Source organism: Acidovorax sp. FG60 (assembly GCF_057808995.1).
This window is the reverse complement of sequence record NZ_JBMDJC010000003.1, coordinates 25,863-44,706: the sequence shown is the minus strand read 5'-3', so window position 1 is coordinate 44,706 and position 18,844 is coordinate 25,863. Positions and strand designations below refer to the sequence as shown.

The 18,844-nt window shown below is 64.8% G+C and carries 15 protein-coding genes; 9 read left to right on the top strand and 6 right to left on the bottom strand.

Annotated features, from left to right (window positions below; translation table 11 throughout):
• Positions 1–45: 45 nt before the first annotated feature.
• From ACODS0_RS05220 to ACODS0_RS05190, 7 genes are all read left to right on the top strand, one after another.
• Positions 46–1,254 carry an ABC transporter substrate-binding protein gene (locus tag ACODS0_RS05220; protein WP_055398805.1) on the top strand — a complete coding sequence of 403 codons (1,209 nt, stop codon included), beginning with the start codon at positions 46–48 and terminating at the stop codon, positions 1,252–1,254.
• A 115-nt stretch (positions 1,255–1,369) separates the two neighbouring features.
• Entirely contained in the window at positions 1,370–3,277 is a 1,908-nt protein-coding gene (locus tag ACODS0_RS05215) for an ABC transporter permease (RefSeq protein WP_487261620.1), read from the top strand.
• The gene (locus ACODS0_RS05210) at positions 3,274–4,059 is read left to right on the top strand and encodes an ABC transporter ATP-binding protein (protein ID WP_176887865.1); all 786 of its coding nucleotides are present in this window, start codon (positions 3,274–3,276) and stop codon (positions 4,057–4,059) included. The genes ACODS0_RS05215 and ACODS0_RS05210 overlap by 4 nt, the downstream gene beginning before the upstream one ends.
• 2 nt (positions 4,060–4,061) lie before the next feature.
• Positions 4,062–4,805 carry an ABC transporter ATP-binding protein gene (locus tag ACODS0_RS05205; RefSeq protein WP_488833892.1) on the top strand — a complete coding sequence of 248 codons (744 nt, stop codon included), beginning with the start codon at positions 4,062–4,064 and terminating at the stop codon, positions 4,803–4,805.
• 131 nt (positions 4,806–4,936) lie between these two features.
• Positions 4,937–6,112: an ABC transporter substrate-binding protein gene (locus ACODS0_RS05200; RefSeq protein ID WP_176887866.1), complete on the top strand. Its 1,176-nt coding sequence runs from the start codon at positions 4,937–4,939 to the stop codon at positions 6,110–6,112.
• Positions 6,113–6,129: 17 nt separating this feature from the next.
• Positions 6,130–6,636: a (2Fe-2S)-binding protein gene (locus ACODS0_RS05195; RefSeq protein WP_487261622.1), complete on the top strand. Its 507-nt coding sequence runs from the start codon at positions 6,130–6,132 to the stop codon at positions 6,634–6,636.
• Complete coding sequence (locus tag ACODS0_RS05190; protein WP_488833328.1) at positions 6,633–10,388, top strand: molybdopterin cofactor-binding domain-containing protein; 3,756 nt, start codon at positions 6,633–6,635, stop codon at positions 10,386–10,388. Before ACODS0_RS05195 ends, ACODS0_RS05190 begins: the two co-directional genes overlap by 4 nt.
• Before the next feature lie 509 nt (positions 10,389–10,897).
• On the opposite strand, the gene ACODS0_RS05185 is transcribed toward ACODS0_RS05190, so the two are convergent.
• Both ACODS0_RS05185 and ACODS0_RS05180 read right to left on the bottom strand, forming a co-directional pair.
• On the bottom strand, positions 10,898–11,440 hold the full coding sequence (locus ACODS0_RS05185) for an EVE domain-containing protein (RefSeq protein ID WP_488833326.1): 543 nt from the start codon (positions 11,438–11,440) through the stop codon (positions 10,898–10,900).
• A 102-nt stretch (positions 11,441–11,542) separates the two neighbouring features.
• Complete coding sequence (locus ACODS0_RS05180) at positions 11,543–12,163, bottom strand: LysE family translocator (protein WP_488833322.1); 621 nt, start codon at positions 12,161–12,163, stop codon at positions 11,543–11,545.
• A gap of 101 nt (positions 12,164–12,264) precedes the next feature.
• Here ACODS0_RS05180 and ACODS0_RS05175 point away from each other — a divergent pair, with 101 nt between their 5' ends.
• A complete protein-coding gene (locus tag ACODS0_RS05175) occupies positions 12,265–12,714 on the top strand; it encodes an Lrp/AsnC family transcriptional regulator (RefSeq protein ID WP_488833319.1) in 450 nt (149 codons plus the stop codon).
• Between the two features lie 8 nt (positions 12,715–12,722).
• Here ACODS0_RS05175 and ACODS0_RS05170 read toward each other — a convergent pair whose 3' ends face one another.
• The 3 genes from ACODS0_RS05170 to ACODS0_RS05160 all read right to left on the bottom strand — a co-directional run bounded on the left by ACODS0_RS05170 (position 12,723) and on the right by ACODS0_RS05160 (position 14,519).
• Positions 12,723–13,151, bottom strand: coding sequence for a VOC family protein (locus ACODS0_RS05170; RefSeq protein WP_488833317.1), 429 nt, complete (start codon positions 13,149–13,151; stop codon positions 12,723–12,725).
• Positions 13,152–13,166: 15 nt separating this feature from the next.
• On the bottom strand, positions 13,167–13,544 hold the full coding sequence (locus ACODS0_RS05165) for a VOC family protein (protein ID WP_488833314.1): 378 nt from the start codon (positions 13,542–13,544) through the stop codon (positions 13,167–13,169).
• Positions 13,545–13,637: 93 nt separating this feature from the next.
• On the bottom strand, positions 13,638–14,519 hold the full coding sequence (locus tag ACODS0_RS05160; protein WP_488833312.1) for a helix-turn-helix domain-containing protein: 882 nt from the start codon (positions 14,517–14,519) through the stop codon (positions 13,638–13,640).
• A 103-nt stretch (positions 14,520–14,622) separates the two neighbouring features.
• Between ACODS0_RS05160 and pobA the strand changes: the two genes are divergently transcribed.
• Positions 14,623–15,795 carry a 4-hydroxybenzoate 3-monooxygenase gene (pobA, locus tag ACODS0_RS05155; protein WP_488833310.1) on the top strand — a complete coding sequence of 391 codons (1,173 nt, stop codon included), beginning with the start codon at positions 14,623–14,625 and terminating at the stop codon, positions 15,793–15,795.
• Between the two features lie 782 nt (positions 15,796–16,577).
• Here pobA and ACODS0_RS05150 read toward each other — a convergent pair.
• Positions 16,578–18,716 (bottom strand): ATP-dependent nuclease, encoded by a 2,139-nt coding sequence (locus tag ACODS0_RS05150; protein WP_488833308.1) that lies wholly within the window; start codon positions 18,714–18,716, stop codon positions 16,578–16,580.
• Positions 18,717–18,844: the final 128 nt, after the last annotated feature.

The following is an 18,844-nucleotide window of genomic DNA, read 5'->3' as shown; positions in this document are numbered from 1 at the left end:
TCTCACCAGTTCCCCTTCCCCAACCCACCTTTCAGGAGTTTCCCCATGACGATGCGACGAAACCTCATGCGTGCCACGGCCGCAGCCGCGCTGGCATTCACGCTGGCCCCTGTGGTGCACGCCCAGGATGTCATCAAGATTGGCGAGATCAACAGCTACAAGGCGCAACCCGCCTTCCTGGAGCCCTACAAGAAAGGCATGGAGCTGGCGGTCGATGAGATCAACGCATCGGGTGGGGTGCTGGGCAAGAAGGTCCAGCTCATCATCCGCGACGACAACGCCAACCCTGGCGACGCCGTGCGCGCTGCCGAAGAACTGGTGTCGCGCGAAAAGGTCGATGTGCTCACGGGCTCGTTCCTCTCGCACATCGGGCTGGCGCTGACCGACTTTGCCAAGCAAAAGAAATTCTTCTTCCTGGCCGGTGAGCCACTGACCGACAAGATCGTCTGGCAAAACGGCAACCGCTATACCTACCGCCTGCGTCCCTCCACGTACATGCAGGTGTCGATGATGGTGCCCGAGGCAGCGGCCCTCAAGAAAAAGCGCTGGGCGCTGGTGTACCCCAACTACGAGTATGGTCAGTCGGCCGTGGCCACGTTCAAGCAGCTGCTCAAGGCGGCCCAGCCCGATGTGGAGTTTGTGGCCGAGCAGGCGCCCCCGTTGGGCAAGGTCGATTCGGGTAGCGTGGTGCAGGCCCTGGCCGACGCCAAGCCGGATGCGATCTTCAACGTGCTGTTCGGTGCCGATCTGTCCAAGTTTGTGCGCGAAGGCAACACGCGTGGCCTGTTCCAGGGCCGTGAAGTGGTCAGCCTGCTGACGGGCGAGCCCGAATACATGGACCCGCTCAAGGACGAAGCGCCGAACGGCTGGATCGTCACCGGCTACCCCTGGTACGGCATCCAGACGCCTGAGCACAAGGCCTTTCAGACTGCCTACCAGGCCAAGTTCAATGACTACCCGCGCCTGGGCTCCATCGTGGGCTACAGCGCCATCAAGTCGCTGGCCGAAGGCATGAAGAAGGCCGGCTCCACCGACACTGAAAAACTCGTGGCAGCTTTCAAGGGCTTGCAGGTGCCCACGCCGTTTGGCCGCATCACCTACCGCCCCGAGGACAACCAGTCCACGATGGGCGGCTATGTGGGCCGCACCAAGAACGAAGGCGGCAAGGGTGTGATGGTGGACTACCGCTATGTGGATGGCAGCAAAGTCCAGCCCTCGAACGACGAAGTCAAGAAAATGCGCCCCGCCGACTGACGGCCGCGCAAGGCCGGGGAGGGCTCCCTCCCTGCCAACTGCCCCTGATCTCTGAACCATAGCGCAGGCGCCGACCTGCAGGGATGGACCTTGCCGTGACCCCGAAGGATGTGGAATGAGTTTTTCGAGTTTTATCGTTCAGCTGCTCAACGGACTGGCGGGGGCCTCCTCGCTGTTCCTGGTGGGCGCCGGGCTGTCGCTGATCTTCGGTGTCACGCGCATCGTCAACTTTGCGCATGGCTCGTTCTTCATGGTCGGCATCTACGTGGCCTATTCGCTGGTGGCCAAGCTGGGCACCGGCCTGGGCTTCTGGCCCGCGCTGCTGCTGGCGGCGGTGGTGGTGGGGGCGCTGGGCGCTTTGGTGGAGGTGGTGCTGCTGCGCCGCATCTACAAGGCGCCCGAGCTGTTCCAGCTGCTGGCCACGTTTGCACTGGTGCTGGTCATCAAGGACGCAGCGCTGTGGTTCTGGGGGCCGGAAGAACTGCTGGGCCCGCGCGCGCCGGGGCTGTCGGGCTCGGTCAACATCCTGGGGCGGCAGTTCCCTTCGTATGACCTGTTTCTGATCGTCGTAGGCCCGGTGGTGCTGGGCCTGTTGTGGCTGCTGCTCACCCGCACACGCTGGGGCACGCTGGTGCGCGCTGCTACGCAAGACCGCGAAATGGTCAGCGCCCTGGGCGTGAACCAGGCCTGGCTGTTCACGGCGGTGTTTGCCCTGGGCGCGCTGCTGGCGGGCCTGGGCGGTGCGTTGCAGTTGCCGCGCGAACCCGCCACGCTGGAGATGGACCTCAACACCATCGGCGCAGCGTTTGTGGTGGTCGTGGTGGGGGGCATGGGCTCCATTCCGGGCGCCTATGTCGCGGCCCTGTTGATCGCCGAAATCAAGGCCATCTGCATCTGGCTGGGCGTGGTGGACATCTTCGGTTTCAGCGTGTCGTTCTCCAAGCTCACGCTGGTGGTGGAGTTTCTGGTGATGGCCGTGGTGCTGGTCTGGCGCCCCTGGGGCCTCATGGGCAAGCCGCAGGGCGTGAGCCGCAACACCGGCCTGCCCGAGGCGCCTCTGCGCCAGCCCGAGCGCTGGTTCAAGCTCGGTGGCGCGGCGTTGGTGGTTGCTCTGGTGCTGTTGCCGTTGCTGACCACGGGCTCGCCATACCTCACGGTGCTGATGATCGACCTGCTGATTGCCGCGCTGTTTGCGGCCAGCCTGCACTTCATCATGGGCCCGGCGGGCATGCATTCGTTCGGCCACGCTGCGTACTTTGGCCTGGGCGCCTATGCCGCAGCGCTGCTGGTGCGCTCGGCGGGTATCCCCATGGAGCTGGCGCTGGTGCTGGCGCCGCTGGCGGCGGCGGCGGGCGCCCTGCTCTATGGCTGGTTCTGCGTGCGCCTGTCGGGCGTCTACCTGGCCATGCTGACGCTGGCGTTTGCCCAGATCACCTGGGCCATCTGCTACCAGTGGGACGGCTTCACAGGCGGCAGCAATGGCCTCACGGGCGTATGGCCTGCCGAGTGGCTGTCAGACAAGCGCAACTACTACTACCTCACGCTGGCCCTGGTGGTGGGTGGTGTGCTGCTGTTGCGCCGGGTGCTGTTCTCGCCGTTTGGTTATGCGCTGCGGGCAGGGCGGGATTCCGTGCTCCGGGCCGATGCGATCGGCATTGACGTCAAGCGCATGCAGTGGACGGCTTTCGTGATCGCAGGGCTGTTTGCGGGCCTGGGTGGCGCGCTGTTCGCGTTCTCCAAAGGCAGCATCTCGCCCGAGACGCTGCATGTGGGCCGCTCGGTCGATGGCCTCGTCATGGTGCTGCTCGGCGGGATCCAGACGCTGGCGGGCCCTGTGGTGGGCGCCGTCACCTTCACCTGGCTGCACGACACCGTGGCGCGCAACACCGACTACTGGCGCGCCATGCTGGGCGCCATCATCCTGATCCTGGTGCTGCTGTTCCCGCAGGGCATTGCGGGCGCCATCAAGCAAATCTTTGACAACAAGCGCGAAGCCAAGAACACGAAGGAGGGCACGGCATGAGCCTGCTCAAAGTCTCTGGCCTGGGCAAGTCCTTTGGCGGCGTCAAGGCGGTGGATGGCATCCACTTCGAGCTGGCTGCCGGCGAGCTGCTGGCGCTGATCGGCCCCAACGGCGCGGGCAAGTCCACCACCTTCAACATGGTCAACGGCCAGCTGCCTGCCGATGCAGGCTCCATCCAGCTCAATGGCCAGGAGCTGGTGGGCCGCAAGCCGCGCGACATCTGGCGCATGGGCGTGGGCCGCACTTTTCAGATCGCTGAAACCTTTGCATCGCTCACGGTGGTGGAGAACGTGCAGATGGCACTGATCTCCAACGACAACCGCCTGTTTGCGATGTGGCGCAAGGCGGCAGACCACAAGCGCGACGAGGCCCTGGCGCTGCTGGACCAGGTGGGTATGAAGTCGCAGGCCGACCGCCCCTGCAGCGTGCTGGCCTATGGCGATGTGAAGCGCGTGGAGCTGGCCATCGCGATGGCCAACAGCCCCAAGCTGCTGCTCATGGACGAGCCCACCGCCGGCATGGCGCCCAAGGAGCGCAACGAACTCATGGCGCTCACCAAGCAACTGGTGATCGACCGCAACATGGCCGTGCTCTTCACCGAGCACAGCATGGACGTGGTGTTTGCCTATGCCGACCGCATGATCGTGCTGGCGCGCGGGCGCCTCATTGCCGAGGGCAAGCCGCTGGAGCTGCGTGACCACCCCAAGGTGCAGGAGGTGTACTTCGGCACCGGCAAGACCTTCGAGAAAAAAACGGCAGCCGCTGCTGCAGAGGCCGCATGAGCATGACGACCAACGAACCCAAAGAGCTGCTGCTGCAGGCCAAAGGGCTGCAGGCCTGGTATGGTGCGGCGCAAATCCTGTATGACGTGGACCTGGACGTGCGCCGGGGCGAAGTCGTGGCCCTCATGGGCCGCAACGGCGCCGGCAAGTCCACCACGCTCAAGACGCTGATGGGCATGCTGGCCAAACGCAAGGGCCAGATCCAGTTCATGGGCAAGGACATCTCCAAAAGCGACCCGCACGAAGCCGCGCGCCTGGGCCTGGGCTTTGTGCCCGAAGACCGCCGCGTGTTCACCGACCTCACGGTGATGGAGAACCTGGAGGTAGGCCGCCAGCCCGCCCGCACCTGGCCCGACGGCACGGCCGCCCCGGTGTGGACGCCCGAGCGCCTGTTCAAGCTCTTCCCCAACCTGGGCGAGATGCCCCAGCGCCCCGGCGGCCGCATGAGTGGTGGCGAGCAGCAGATGCTCACCGTGGCGCGCACGCTCATGGGCAACCCCTACCTGGTGCTGCTGGATGAGCCCTCCGAAGGCGTGGCCCCCGTGATCGTGGAGCAGATGGCGCACATGATCCTGGAGCTGAAGGAGCAGGGCGTCAGCATTCTGCTGTCCGAGCAGAACATGCACTTTGCCGAGCTGGTGTCCGACCGCGCCTATGTGCTCGAAAAGGGCCAGATCCGCTACCAAGCCAGCATGGAAGAGCTGGCCGCCAACGAAGAGGTGCGGCGCGCTTACCTGAGCGTGTGATGCACCTGCGCAGCCGTGCGATGTGGTGCGCCGCACACGGGTGCTGTTGGTTACAAAAAACACCTCTTCAAACACTTGCGCGATGCGAGCACAAGCCCCGAAACTGGCGCCTTTGATGTAAGGAGCACTACATGAAGTGTCGAGGAGTGGAGGATGGATGCATCGACCGCCGGACTGCCATGGCGGGGCTGGTGGCAACAGCGGGATGGGCCTGGGCGGGGCCGGCCGCTGCCGAGACCGGAGTGACGGACACCCGCATCAAGGTGGGGCAGTCGGCCGTGTTCACCGGCCCTGCCAAGGATTTTGGGGTGGACTACAAGGCGGGCATTGCGCTCTACTTCGACAAGGTCAACAAGACCGGTGGAGTGTTGGGGCGCACGCTGGAGCTTGTCTCCCATGACGACGCCTACGACCCCAAGAAGACCGCAGAAAACACCACGCGCCTCATCGACGAAGACAAGGTGTTTGCTCTCATCGGCTATGTCGCCACGGGCAACCTGATTGCTGCCATGCCCATTGCCGAGAAGGCCGGTGTGCCCATGTTTGCCCCGCTGGTCGGCACCACATCGTTTCGCACCAACCACAACCGCTACCTGTTCCACGTGCGCGCCAGCTACGAGGCCGAACTTCGCAAGATCGTGGGGCACCTGGCCACGCTGGGCATCCACAACATTGCGGTCATCTACCAGAACAGCGCATTTGGCAAATCCAACCTCGACACCTGCCTGCAGATTGCACAGGGGCTCAAGGTCAAGGTGGTGGAGTCCGTGCCCATGGAGATCGCCGCCACCGACGCCAAGGCCCAGGTGGCCTCGCTCACCAAGGCGCAGCCTGGTGCGGTGGTGATGATCATGGCGGGCAAGATGGTGGAGGTGTTCCTGCGCGACTACCGTGCCGGGGGCGGCGCCTCGCCGCTGTACACGATATCGGTGGGCATCACCGATGCGCCGGGCTCTGCGCAGCGCTTGAACGGCGGCATCGAAGGGCTGGTCACGGCCAGCATCGTGCCCTCGCCGCAGGCCAGCCGCCTGCCCATCGTGGCGGACTACCGCAAGGACCGCGTCGACGCGGGCGAGAAGATCGACAGCTACACCATGCTGGAGGGCTACATTGCCGCCCGCGTGTTTGTGGAGGGTCTCAAGCGCGCGGGCAAAGCGCTCACGCGTGAAGGCTTCATCAAGGCCATGGAAGACATGGGCACCACCAAGATCGGTGACTTTCCGCTGCAGTATGGCCCGGGCAACCACAATGGCTCCAACTTTGTGGATCTGGAGATGTACACGCGCACCGGCAGTTTGCGGCGCTGAGGGCACCCCAAAGAGACATGCACGCGCCCGCTTCGCTTCACACCATGGTCGTCAACGGCCAGCCTTGTGCCTTGCCAGCAAGTACCTCCACCCACGCCACGCTGCTGCACGTGCTGCGCAATGACTTGTCGCTCAACGGCCCCAAATACGGCTGTGGCCTGGGGCAGTGCGGGGCGTGCACGGTGCTGGTGGACGGCATTGCCGCGCGGGCCTGCGTGATCCCGGCGCAGGGCGTGGCAGGCCGCGAGGTGACCACGCTGGAAGGCCTGCCCGGCCGCTGCAGCCGCACCGAAGGTCTTCACCCGGTGCAGCAGGCCTTTGTGGATGAGCAGGCCGCGCAGTGCGGCTATTGCCTCAACGGCATGGTGATGATGGCCGTGGCCTTGCTGGAGCGCGACCCAGACCCCGACGAAGCCGCCGTGCGCCGCGAGCTGTCGGGCAACCTGTGCCGCTGCGGCACGCATGTCGAGATCATCCGCGCCGTGCTGCGCGCGGCCCAGCTGATGCGCGAGGCCCAGGCATGAGCGCCACACCTGACAACGCCGCGCCCCTGCGCTCCCACAGCCCGCTCACCCGCGCCGACTTCCATGCCGCCCAGGGCGTGCTGCTGGTGGTGCGCAACCCACCGCCCGCGCCACCGCCCGTCAAGGGCCAGCCCGCCGTGGTGGCGGGCAACCCGGCCGAGGGCGTGGAGATACTGATCGCCGTGTGGGACGACGGCAGCGTGACCGCACTCAACGGCCATGTGGACCTGGGCACCGGCATCCGCACCGCACTCGCGCAGATCGTGGCCGAAGAGCTGGATGTGCCTTTGGCCCAGGTGAACATGGTGCTGGGCGACACCACCCGCGCGCCCAACCAGGGCGCCACCATCGCCAGTGCTTCCATCCAGATCCACGCCATGCCCCTGCGCACCGCCGCCGCGCAGGCGCGCCACTGGCTGGTGGCGCAGGCCGCAGAGCGGCTGGGCGTGCCGGTGGATCAATTGCAGGTGCGTGCGGGGATGGTGCAGGTCACTGCAGACCCATCGCACCAAGTGGCCTACGGCGCGCTGCTGGTGGGCGCACACACCACGCTGGAGCTGGTGGATGGCACGCCCACCAAGGCCGCCGCCGATTACACCTTGGTCGGCCAATCCGTGCCGCGCGTGGACATCCCCGCTAAAGTCAGCGGCGAGCTGGTGTTTGTGCACGACATGCGCGTGCCCGGCATGCTGCACGGCCGCGTGGTGCGCCCGCCTTATGCGGGGGCCGACCACGGCGACTTCATCGGCAACACGCTCGAATCGGTGGACCAGCAGTCCATCGCGCACGTCCCCGGCATCCGCGCCGTGGTGGTGATCCGCGACTTCGTGGGCATCGTCGCCGAGCGCGAGGAACAGGCCGAGCAGGCGCTGCGCGATTTGAAAGTGCGCTGGAAGGACTGGCCCGGCTTTCCGCGCCAGGACAGCGCCGAGGCGCTGGAACAAGCCATCCGCGCCAACCCCGCCACCCAGCGCCGCCTGGTGGACGAGGGCGATGTGGAGGGCGCCCTGGCCGCGCTGTCTGCCGACGGCCAGCCCATGCCGCGCACCTATGTGTGGCCGTACCAGATGCATGGCTCCATCGGCCCATCGTGCGCGGTGGCCGAATGGCGCAGTGATGACAGCACGGGCCGCCCGCGAATGACGGTGTGGGCTGGCACGCAGAACCCTCATGTGCTGCGCGCCGACCTGGCCCGCCTGGTGGGCCTGGCCGATGTGGACATCGACCTCATCCGCATGGAGGCCGCAGGCTGCTACGGCCGCAACGGTGCCGACGATGTGGCGGCCGATGCCGCGCTGCTCTCGCGCGCCGTGGGCGCCCCGGTGCGCGTGCAGCTCACGCGCGAGCAGGAGCACCTGTGGGAGCCCAAGGGCACGGCGCAGCTCATGCAGGTGCGCGGCGGGCTCAAGGCCGATGGCACCGTGGCGGCGTATGACTTTGAAACGTCCTACCCCTCCAACGGCGCGCCCACGCTGGCCCTGCTGCTCACCCGCACCATCGAGCCCGTGGCCCAGGCCTACGAGATGGGCGACCGCACCGCGCGCCCGCCCTACCAGTACGACAACCTGCGCGTGGCCGTCAACGACATGCCGCCCATCGTGCGCGCATCGTGGTTGCGCGGCGTGTCGGCGCTGCCCAATTCGTTTGCGCACGAGTCGTATGTGGATGAGCTGGCCACGGCGGCGGGGGTGGACCCGGTGCAGTTCCGCTTGCAGTTGCTGAACGACCCGCGCGCCGCCGAGCTGGTGCAGGCCACGGCCGAAAAGGCGGGCTGGATTCGCCGCACCGGCCCGCAGCAGCGCGAGCTGGATGGTGACTGGGTGCAGGGCCAGGGCTTTGCCTATGCCCGCTACATCCACAGCAAATGGCCCGGCTTTGGCGCTGCCTGGGCCGCCTGGGTGGCCGATGTAGAGGTCAACAAAAAGACCGGCGAGGTGCATGTGCGCCGCGTGGTCGTGGGGCACGACGCGGGCCTGATGGTGAACCCCGCCGGTGTGGAGCAGCAGGTGCACGGCAACGTGCTGCAGACCACCAGCCGTGCGCTCAAGGAGCAGGTGACGTTCGAGCCCGTCAAGCAGGCCGTGGACAACCGCGAATGGGGCAGCTACCCCATCCTGAGCTTCCGCGAGGTGCCGGTCATCGAGGTCATGCACATGCCCCGGCAGGACGAGGCGCCGCTGGGCTCCGGCGAGTCGTCGTCCGTGCCGGGCACGGCGGCGATTGCCAACGCGATTTTTGATGCGACGGGTGTGCGATTCCGTGCACCGCCCTTCACGCCCGAGGTGGTGCGCGCCGGGCTCAACCCACTGCCCGGCGGCGCAGGTCAAGCGGCTGCGGGCAGCACTCCATCGCCCGAGCAAGCCGAGGTGCTGCCCACGCTGGAACTTCCTGCACCCGCCGTACCTGCCAGCGCCACGTGGCCCGCAAAACGCAGCCCCTGGGCGCGTGCCCTTGCACTGGCCGCTGGTGGCATCGCCATGGGCGCAGCGCTGCTGGGCTGGCGCCCCTCCATCGCGCCCGTGGTGCAGACGGCGGGCGCGTCGGTCTACAACGCCGCCACCATCGAGCGGGGCCGCCTGCTGGCCGCTGCGGGCGACTGTGTGGTGTGCCACACCGCTCCAGGCGGCACGCTCAACACGGGCGGCCGGGCCATGGAAACGCCATTCGGCAAGGTCTACACCACCAACCTCACGCCCGACGCCGAGACCGGCATCGGCCAGTGGTCCTTCAGCGCTTTCCAGCGCGCCATGCGCGAAGGCATCTCGCGTGACGGCAAGCACCTGTACCCCGCGTTCCCCTACACATCGTTCGCCAAGATGAGCGACGACGACCTGACCGCGCTGTACGCCTACCTGATGGCACAGCCCGCGGTGCGGGCCGAGGTGCCCAAGACCCAGCTGGCCTTCCCGTTCAGCGTGCGCCCCCTCATGGCGGGCTGGAACGCGCTGTTCCACGACGCCACCCCTTTCCAACCTGACCCGACCCGCCCGCCCGAATGGAACCGGGGAGCCTACCTGGTGCAAGGCGTGGGCCACTGCGGCGCCTGCCACACGCCGCGCAATGCGCTGGGGGCCGAGCTGGGAGGGGCTGCATTCCTCTCGGGCACCATGGTGGATGGCTGGGAGGCGCCCGCGCTCACCGGCCTGTCGAAGGCGCCTGTGCCCTGGACGGCCGATGCACTGTATGGCTACCTGCGCCACGGCCACAGCCCGCAACACGGCAGCGCCTCCGGCCCCATGGCGCCCGTGGTGCGCGAGCTGGCGCATTTGCCCGACGACGACATCCGCGCCATGGCGGGCTACCTGGCCTCGTTCACCGCTGCGGAAGCGGCTACCCAGCCAGCCACCCTGACTGTGCCTGACCCGCTGCAGCGCGCCCAAACCGCCGTGGCCCAGGCCGCTGCGCTGGCGCCGCAACCCGGCCAGGCCCAGCGCCTGTTCGACGGCGCCTGCGCCGCCTGCCACCACGACGGCGACGGCCCGCGCCTGCTGGGCGTGAACGTGCCTCTGGCGCTCAACAGCAACCTGCACAGCGACCGGCCCGACAACCTGCTGCAGGTCATCGTGCACGGCATCCGCGAGCCCGCCGCGCGCGACATCGGCTTCATGCCCGGCTTTGGCCACGCGCTCAGCGACGCGCAGATCACCGAGCTGGCGGGCTACATGCGCCAGCGCTACGCCCCCGGACGCCCGGCGTGGCGCGATGTGCCCGAGGCGCTGGCGCGTGTGCGGGCAGGGCCTGCGCATCCTTGATTTTTAGTGTTTTTGGCCGCTAGCGCTTGATGAATAAGCGCTGACAGCTATAAAAACAGGAGTGATTGAAGCTGAAGGCAGCCTGGCACTGCCGCGCCTGTGGGCCATCGATGGCCCCGTGGGACATAAACAGCGCCGCCATTTCCCCTCACATCGCCGCATTGCCCCCGTGCCACGTTGGCACAGTGGCATGGGGCCTGGTCCATGGTGGGGCAGGCCAGGGTGCTAGTGGGTCTGCGGGCCTGCAACATGCACCGTGATCCCTCGGCCCGCCTGCTCGGTGGCCGAAGAAGACTTCCTCCAAGGAGAACACCATGCCCAATGCCGAAATGGAAATCCACGTGATCGTGCTGCGCATGATGCGCGAAGGCTATGCCGCACTGAGCGCGGCCCAACGAAGGGTTGTGGATGCGTTGATGGCCGTGTGTTGAGGGGCTGCGTCGGCAGCTGCCAGCCCCACGTCGCACCTTCTGGAGGGCGGTCAGTGTTTGCCGTCCGTTGGCGTGCCGCTATGCCCAATGCAGCAAGGCAGCATCTGCCTCCATCGCTTGTGCAATGAGGCGCATGTCGCGGTCGCTCACGGCAAACAACCCAAACCGAAACTTGCTGCCCCAGCGCTGGCGGTCGTCCACAAACTCCAGCGCGTCCAGCAGCGGCGCAATCGCCGCCTCACGCGCAGGCACATAGGCCACGTCCCGCCGCGACGGCACAAACCCGCCGCCCATGTCAAACGCATACGGCGCGCCCGGCAACACGATGCCGATGGAAACAAACGCCTGCAGCCGGTCCTTGCCACCCATCGTGATGGTGGGCGCGTAGTACGCCACGCGGTCGCCGGGCCGTATGCGCTGCAGCGGCGCAACCTTGCCATGGCACACCTGCATGTAGCCCGCGCCAGGCGTGGCGCAGCCCCGGCGGGCGTGCTGGGCGCATGCCACGGCAATCCAGTTGCGGCGCGCGGTGGCTGCGGGGGGCGCTGCCGACACAGGCATGTCGCTGCGCGCAGGCTCGGCATCCGGCCAAAGGGGGTGTTGCAGCACGGCGTCGGTCATGAGAAAAGCTCCGGGTCAAAGAAGCCACCGATGGTGCGGGCGTGCTGCTGACACCGCAGTGTCAGTACCTTTGCAGCATCTCAGTCAGCAGCGCAGGGGTACTTAGATCAGCTGCCCCCACTGCCACAACGCAAACCCGCCCAGCAGCAGGGCCGACGCTCGGTTGATGCGCAGACGCCAGGCGGGCGTAAAGCGCTGCCGCTGGTAGGCAATCGCGCCGGTCAGCAGCAGCCACCACGCGGCAGAGCCCGCCAGCACGCCCGCCACCATCCACAGCGGCGACGGCAGGCTGGGCCGACCCGCCCCCAGCGAGCCAAACACCGCAATGAACGACACGATGGTGGCCGGGTTGGCCAGCGTCAGCGCAAACGTGCCCGCCGCCAGGCCCAGCAGGCCCCGTGCATCGCGGGCCGGGGCGGCGGTGTGGGCCACCGGCGCGTGCCAGGTGCGCCAGGCCAGCACCAGCAGCAGTGCGCCGCCGCCCAGCGCCAGCGGCGTCTTGGCCTGGGTCAGCCCATCGATGAGCCAGCGCACGCTGAAGGCGCCCACGGCGCCATACACCGCATCGGCCGTAGCCGCGCCCAGGCCGGTGGCCAGCCCGGCCGCCAGGCCCCGCTCCAGGGTGCGTTGCATGGTCAACAGGCCAATGGGGCCCACGGGGGCCGCGATGAGCACGCCGATGACGGCGGCTTGCAGAAACACGGTGATTGAGGTCAAGTCCATGCACCGATGCTAGGTCGGCGGCGGGCGGTGGAGAATGCAGAAAATTCGGCGAATCCAGAAATTGGTTTCGGTTTTTTCTGTGCCAATCGATAAAGGCTTTTATGGAAGTGGATGACAAAGCCTGGCGCTTGATCACCGCGTTGCAGGCCGATGGCCGCGCCTCGCTCAAGGAGCTGGCCGAGGCCGTGGGCCTGTCGGTGCCCGCCACGCTCGAGCGCCTGCGCCGCCTGCAAGAGGCGGGCGTGGTGCGCGGCGTGCATGCCGACATCGACCCCGCCAAGGTTGGCTACGGCGTGCGCGCCGTGGTGGGCATCAACGTGCCGCAGCCCGGCAAAAAGGCGCTGATCGACAAGCTGCTCAAGTCGCCCCAGGTGCTCGAATGCCACCATGTCAGCGGCAACGACTCGTACGTGATGCAGGTCGTGGCGCGCGACCTGCCCGATCTGGAGCGCTTTCTGGGCGACATCAACGGCTATGGCGAAACGCGCACGTCCATCGTGTTCTCCACGCCCATCCCGCTGCGCGGCCTGGCCCGCCCGGAGGCGGGCTGATCCACCCCTCAGAACGTGATCTTCACCGACGCCGCACTGCGCTGCGCGTCGCCGTGGAACACGGCCTCGATGTTGTTCCCATCCGGGTCCAGCACAAACGCGGCGTAGTAGCCCGGGTGGTAGGGGCGTTCGCCCGGTGCGCCGTTGTCGGTGCCGCCGTGGGCCAGTGCTGCTCGGTAGAAGGCATCCACCATCGCCCGGTCCTGCGCCTGAAAGGCCAGGTGAGTGCGGCCGGTCAGGTGGCCTTGCGCAGCAAGGCTGTCGGCTGACGACACAAACAGCTCGTCCGCCCAGAAATAGCCCTCGTCCGCGCCACCCATCGGCACCTTCAGCGCCCCCAGAGCGGCTGTGTAAAACGCCTGGCTGGCCGCCAGATCGCGCACAACGAGCTGGATGTGGTCAATCAGCCGGCCCCGGTGCAGTTCCTGTGTTTCCATGCGGTTGTCCCTTCTTCAAGAAAGTGCGTGCAAACCCACGCGGTTGCCATCCAGGTCGTGGATGTGCGCAAAGAACCCCATGCCCGGTGGCAGCGCCTGGCGCGGCAGGGCCACGCGGCCGCCCTGGGCCACCGCGCGGTCCAGCGCGGCGTCGAGCGATGGCGATGCGTCCAGGTACACCAGTGTGCCGCTGCCCGATACCTGCGGTGCCGTTGGGCCCATCATCAGCGCGCCGCCCACGCCGTCTGCTGCGCCGTCGTAGGGAAACACAGCACCTTCGCTGGGCCCCATGTTCTCGCGGCGCAGGGGCTGGCCCAGCACGGCTTCATAAAAAGTCTGGGCGCGGTCGAGTTGGGTGGTGGGGATTTCAAACCAGGTGATGGCGTTTTTCATGCAAAGGCTCCTTGTGTGTGCAAAGTCAAAAAAGAAGCCTTGATGGTCGCGGCGGCCTGCTGACAGCGCAGTGTCAGCAGCGTGTCACCGGGCTCACGTGATGCGGCCCGGGCTCGATGCTGCCACCTGTGCGCGAAAGCTGCGCGGCGACAAGCCTGCATCGCGCGTGAAGGCGCGGGTGAAGTACGCCGGGTCGGCATAGCCCAGCGTGTAGGCAATTGTGGCCACGCCCAGGTGGGTGTAGGCCAGGTTGCGCCGCGCCTCGCGCATCAGCCGCGCTTCAATCAGCCGCTGGGCCGATACGCCCGTGGTAGCCCGTGCCACGCGGCTCAGGTGCGTGGGCGACACGGCCAGCGCACGCGCATAGTCCGCCACCTGCCAGTGCTCCAGAAAGTGCGCCTCGATCAGCGCCTCCAGCCGCTGCACCAGGCTGGACTCTGGTGCAGCGGTGTCGCTCGGGCTGTGGTCTTCAATGGCCCGCGCCACCCAGCCCAGCAGCGTGGCGCTCAGGCCCCGCAGCACCAGCGCACGCGCCTTGGCGCGGCCCGAGAACTCCTGCCAAACCTGGCTCATGGCCTGGTGCAGTTCCGGCTGCGCAGGCGCCACAGCGGGCCGCGCCAGGTCGCGCCGCACATCGCCCACGCGCACAAAAATCTCGTCCATCAATTCATCGGCCAGCGTGGCCACCCAGCCCTGCGTGTGCTGCGTAAAGCGGAATGCGTGCACATGCCCCTGCGGCACGTTGATGAGCGCACCGGCCGCCAGGGTGTGCTGCTCGCCATCCAAATGTGCCACGCCGCTGCCCGATTCGATCAGCAGCACCTGGTGCAGCCGCGTGTGCCGGTGCGGGGCCAGCTCCCAGTCGTGCAGCACCGAGCGCTCAGCAATCGTCTCGCAGTGCAGCACATCGGGCAGGTGCTGCGACTCGCCAAACAGGCTGTACGAGCGGATGCCATCGATGTTCGAAAAGTGCATGTTCTGGCTCCATCCGTCCATTCAACGCGGCGACTGTGCCACGTATCTTTGGGTGGTCCGTTTGACCCATGTCATGAACACACCAACCACACCAGGAGACACCATGAAAACCCAGGTTTGCATCATTGGCGGAGGCCCCTCGGGCCTCATGCTCTCGCAGCTCTTGCACCTCAAGGGCATCGACACCATCGTGCTGGAGCGCCAAAGCCGCGAATACGTGCTGGGCCGCATCCGCGCCGGCGTGCTCGAGCACGGCTTTGCCGCACTGATGCGCGAGGCCCAGTGCGGCGAGCGCATGGACCGCGAAGGCGAGATCCACGACGGCTTCATCATCGCCCACGACGGCAAGATGGACCGGGTCGATTTGCACAAGTACAGCGGCGGCAGCTCGGTGGTCGTCTACGGCCAGACCGAGCTGACACGCGACCTCTACGAAGCGCGCGACCGCATGAAGGGCACCGTCATCCACAACGCCGAAGACGTGCAGCCGCACGACCTGAAAAGCGCCAACCCGTATGTCACCTACCGCAGTGGCGACGAGGTGGTGCGCATCGACTGCGACTTCGTCATCGGTGCCGACGGCTTCCACGGCGTGAGCCGCAAGTCTATCCCGCGCGATGTGCTCAAGGAGTATGAAAAGCTCTACCCCTTCGGCTGGCTGGGCGTGCTCTCGCGCACCAAGCCCGTCTCGCCCGAGCTGATCTACGCCAAGCACGAGCGCGGCTTTGCGCTGTGCTCGCTGCGCTCGCAGGTTCTGAGCCGCTACTACATCCAGGTGCCGCTGACCGACACCGTGGAAGACTGGTCCGACGAAGCCTTCTGGACCGAGCTCAAACGCCGCCTGCCCGCCGAAGTGGCCGCGCAGCTCATCACCGGCGCATCCATCGAAAAGTCCATCGCCCCCCTGCGCTCCTTCGTGGCCGAGCCGATGCGCTACGGCAACCTGTTCCTGGCCGGCGACGCCGCCCACATCGTGCCGCCCACCGGCGCACGGGGCCTAAACAGCGCCGCGTCGGACATCTACTACCTGTACCACGCCATGGTGGCGCACTACCAAAATGGCGACAGCACCGGCCTCGACAAATACTCCGAAAAGGCCCTGGCCCGCGTGTGGAAGGCCCAGCGCTTCTCGTGGTGGATGACGACGATGCTGCACACCTTCCCGGATTCCATCGCGTACGACCAGAAGCTGCAGGACACGGACCTGGCGTATCTGTTCTCGTCAGAGAAGGCGCTGGGGTCGCTGGCAGAGAACTATGTGGGGTTGCCGTTCTGAGCACCCTGCGGTAGCGCTGCTCCCCAGTTAAAGGCTTGCATGGGGGGTCTCCTGCAAGCCTTTTTTGCGCCCTGATAGGCGCTCAGTGCAGGCAGTCGCTTTGGGCAGCGGTCCCCATCTGCTACGCAAAATTTAGGCAGAACTGATGCTTACGCCATCACAGCAGGCCCGATAGCATCGCACCAAGTTTTCAGATCATTTGCCCCGTGGTGTCGATGTGCCATTCGACGATGGCTTGAACACGATGAAGCTGCCGATGCAGCGTTTTGAGGCAGTGCACTTCACGCCCTATGGTGCCAATCAACAGCCAGGAAAATCTCAAAGATGGATTGGGTCCCGATAGTCTTCATTGTGTTCAAGGTGGCTGTGTTCGGCACCGGCATGTTCTTCGCCATCAAGTGGCATTACGACCAAGGGAAAAAGGCCAGAGCAGAAGCCAGCAGGCGTCAAGGTGTGACTGAACGGGCGCAGGAGACGTCGGAGGGGTAGCTGATGTCTGGCGCGGGCTGGGCCGTATCAGTCCAACAACGTTCGAATCATCCCAATCCTTGATTTCAACCCTGACAACGTGATTGTTTGTCGGGCCCTCCGCATTGCGAGCTTGCTCGTTGTCGATGGCGTGAATTTCGCCAGTTCATAAGCAAGAAGAGACGGGCTACAAAATAGGTACTTCCGCGGCCGCTTGCTTCAGGCTGTATGTAGACAGATGAGGCTGACAACCTTTTGCCGCGAAAAGCAATCACTTAAAGCAATAGTTGAGTTGCGATCGGCGGCCGCGTTTCTCACACTGCGGCCTGCTTAACAGTAGGGATTTCGGCGAACAAGCAACTGAAAATTTCTTCTAGCTCAGAAGATCGCCCAGCTGCTAGAGGTCCGGCCAGTCCGACAGCCAGTTCCCTCGTCGTTACGGCGGCGCAGGCAGCCAACGCGCGGTCAGGCTTGCTGCCACCTTGAGCGATATGTTCCGGGTAGTAGTCCTCGATGGCGCCTCGCGCGAGTACACAGATTCCCAATTCTCGAAGGGCATCCAACAGCGGGACAAGCTCTTCAGCCGCTTGCTTATCCTGCGTACACACCTGAAGCCTCGTGGTGTCCTTCTCCCACGCGAAAAGGCTGTCAAGAAGATCTATGGTCTCGCCATCTACAGCGCCTCCCCGCTGAACTCTACGCAATGCCTCTCGCGCAGCGACGTATTGATCTCTCCAACTGTCCTTTACGACGCGTTTCTTAATCTGACGCGCGCTTGGTTCTGCCACTATTCCCAGTGCTGCAATCCGGGCATCTAGTTTCTGGACTACTGCGCTCTTAAGTGCCACTTCCGCTTCGGTTGCACCAAGGTGCTGGAATCCTTCAAACAGTGCATCAAGGTCCGCGACGATTTTTACCGTGATGCCAAAACTTTCGAAGAACTTTCGGAATTTGTGAAAGTTACCTTTCCCAGAGACTTTAACTAGCGCGATGTTCTTTTTGTCGAAGTCCCATGCTGCGTCGAGCATCTTTGCCACGTGCCTGCAGTACGCGTCATCCGATTCGCCCTCGAAGAGCACAACGCTTTGGCTGAAGAACGCGGCATCAGCGTGTTCGAAGCGAGCGAGCCGAAATGTCTCGGCGTCCACAGCGTTGAGCTCGAAGTTGACTGGGTATAGGGTAGCTGCGGGCTTTGGGAAGTCAGGCCGCTTTGCAACGCGCACGAATGAGGCGGTGACCCCAGGCTCGAAGAACATTGGCGAGTGGGTCGTCACCACGACCTGATGCGTGTTGGAGATACGAGCCAGGGTACCGAAAAGCACGCGCTGAGAGCGAGGATGCAAGTAGAGCTCGGGTTCTTCGAACAGAAACAGGAGGGGGCGAGTTGCTATACCTTGCTCGGCGAGCGCTTGTGTGGCCCGCTCTAAACGTTTGACGTAAGCCTGTAGTAGGGCGAATGTCAATGAACGTTTGATGCCATCTCCCTTATTTTCTATCAGGTCATGTGAGCCGTCATCGACGAAGATTTGGGCGGTATTTAGGATTGTCTTCAACTCAGGCGGCGGGATGTGCAACTGCACTTTTACGTTCGGAAAGTTCTCTCCAAGCAGGCCTTCAACCTCGCCCTCAAGCTGCCTTACCTTTTCGTGTCTGTTGTCGAACTCTTCTTCAGCCTCTTTGACGCGGTTGAAAAGTGCATTGAGATTTTGCAGAGATTGATTGATGTCTGCGAGGTCAGTTGTCATGTCCTCAAGCAGAAGCCCGAGAAGGCGCCCGAACGATGTGGTCTGAGTGGTCTTCAAGTCATCGTTTAAGTTCTTGACCGCTGGGATGTAGATGGGTTCTGGCAGCAGGGGCGCTATCGATGATGCGATGCCTGTAGGAAGTGGCGCGTACGCAAGAGTGAACTGATCGTTAGGTAGGGCTTCAATCTGCGCGCTAATGAACGTTTTGGCAGTACTGATCGTCTTCAAGGGTTCCACCTGCGCAGCCCTGAACTCCGGGAAGAAATCTGCAATCACCTGTTCGATAGCACCCTGTCCCCTCTTCCCGGTAAAGGCTTCGTCGATTGCGTCGCTTTGATATCGAGCTTCCAACGGCACGCGCCTTAGAACTGTCACCGCGACCTTATCGCCAGGCGCGTACTGCACTCGCAAGCAGAAAGTGCCCTCGATCACCAAGGCCGCGATTTTCTGTCGTGCTTCTTCAGCAAGGCGCGCGATGTGAGCACCATTCACGCCCGAGAATCGGAGTTCAAAAGTGACAGGAGAGGCTGAGTCGTAGAAGTGGGATGTAGGCAGCTGCGGTGGTCTATTGAGTGCATAGACGATTGCCTGCATCACCGTGGATTTGCCGGCGTTGTTTTCACCCACCAAGCAGCTGAACTTACTGGGCTCAAAGCTCTGAGCGCGTATGCCCTTGAAGTTGCTGATTGAGATGCGCTCAAGCTTCATGTTTTCTCCATGTATTCTTTTGCGTTGCTTTTAGCACAGCTGCGCTGGGCCAACACGTGTCCACCTCGGTGTGAACGTACGGCACAGAGTGCGGTTGGCTGACAAGCTCGCGAGCAGCCCCGGTGTTG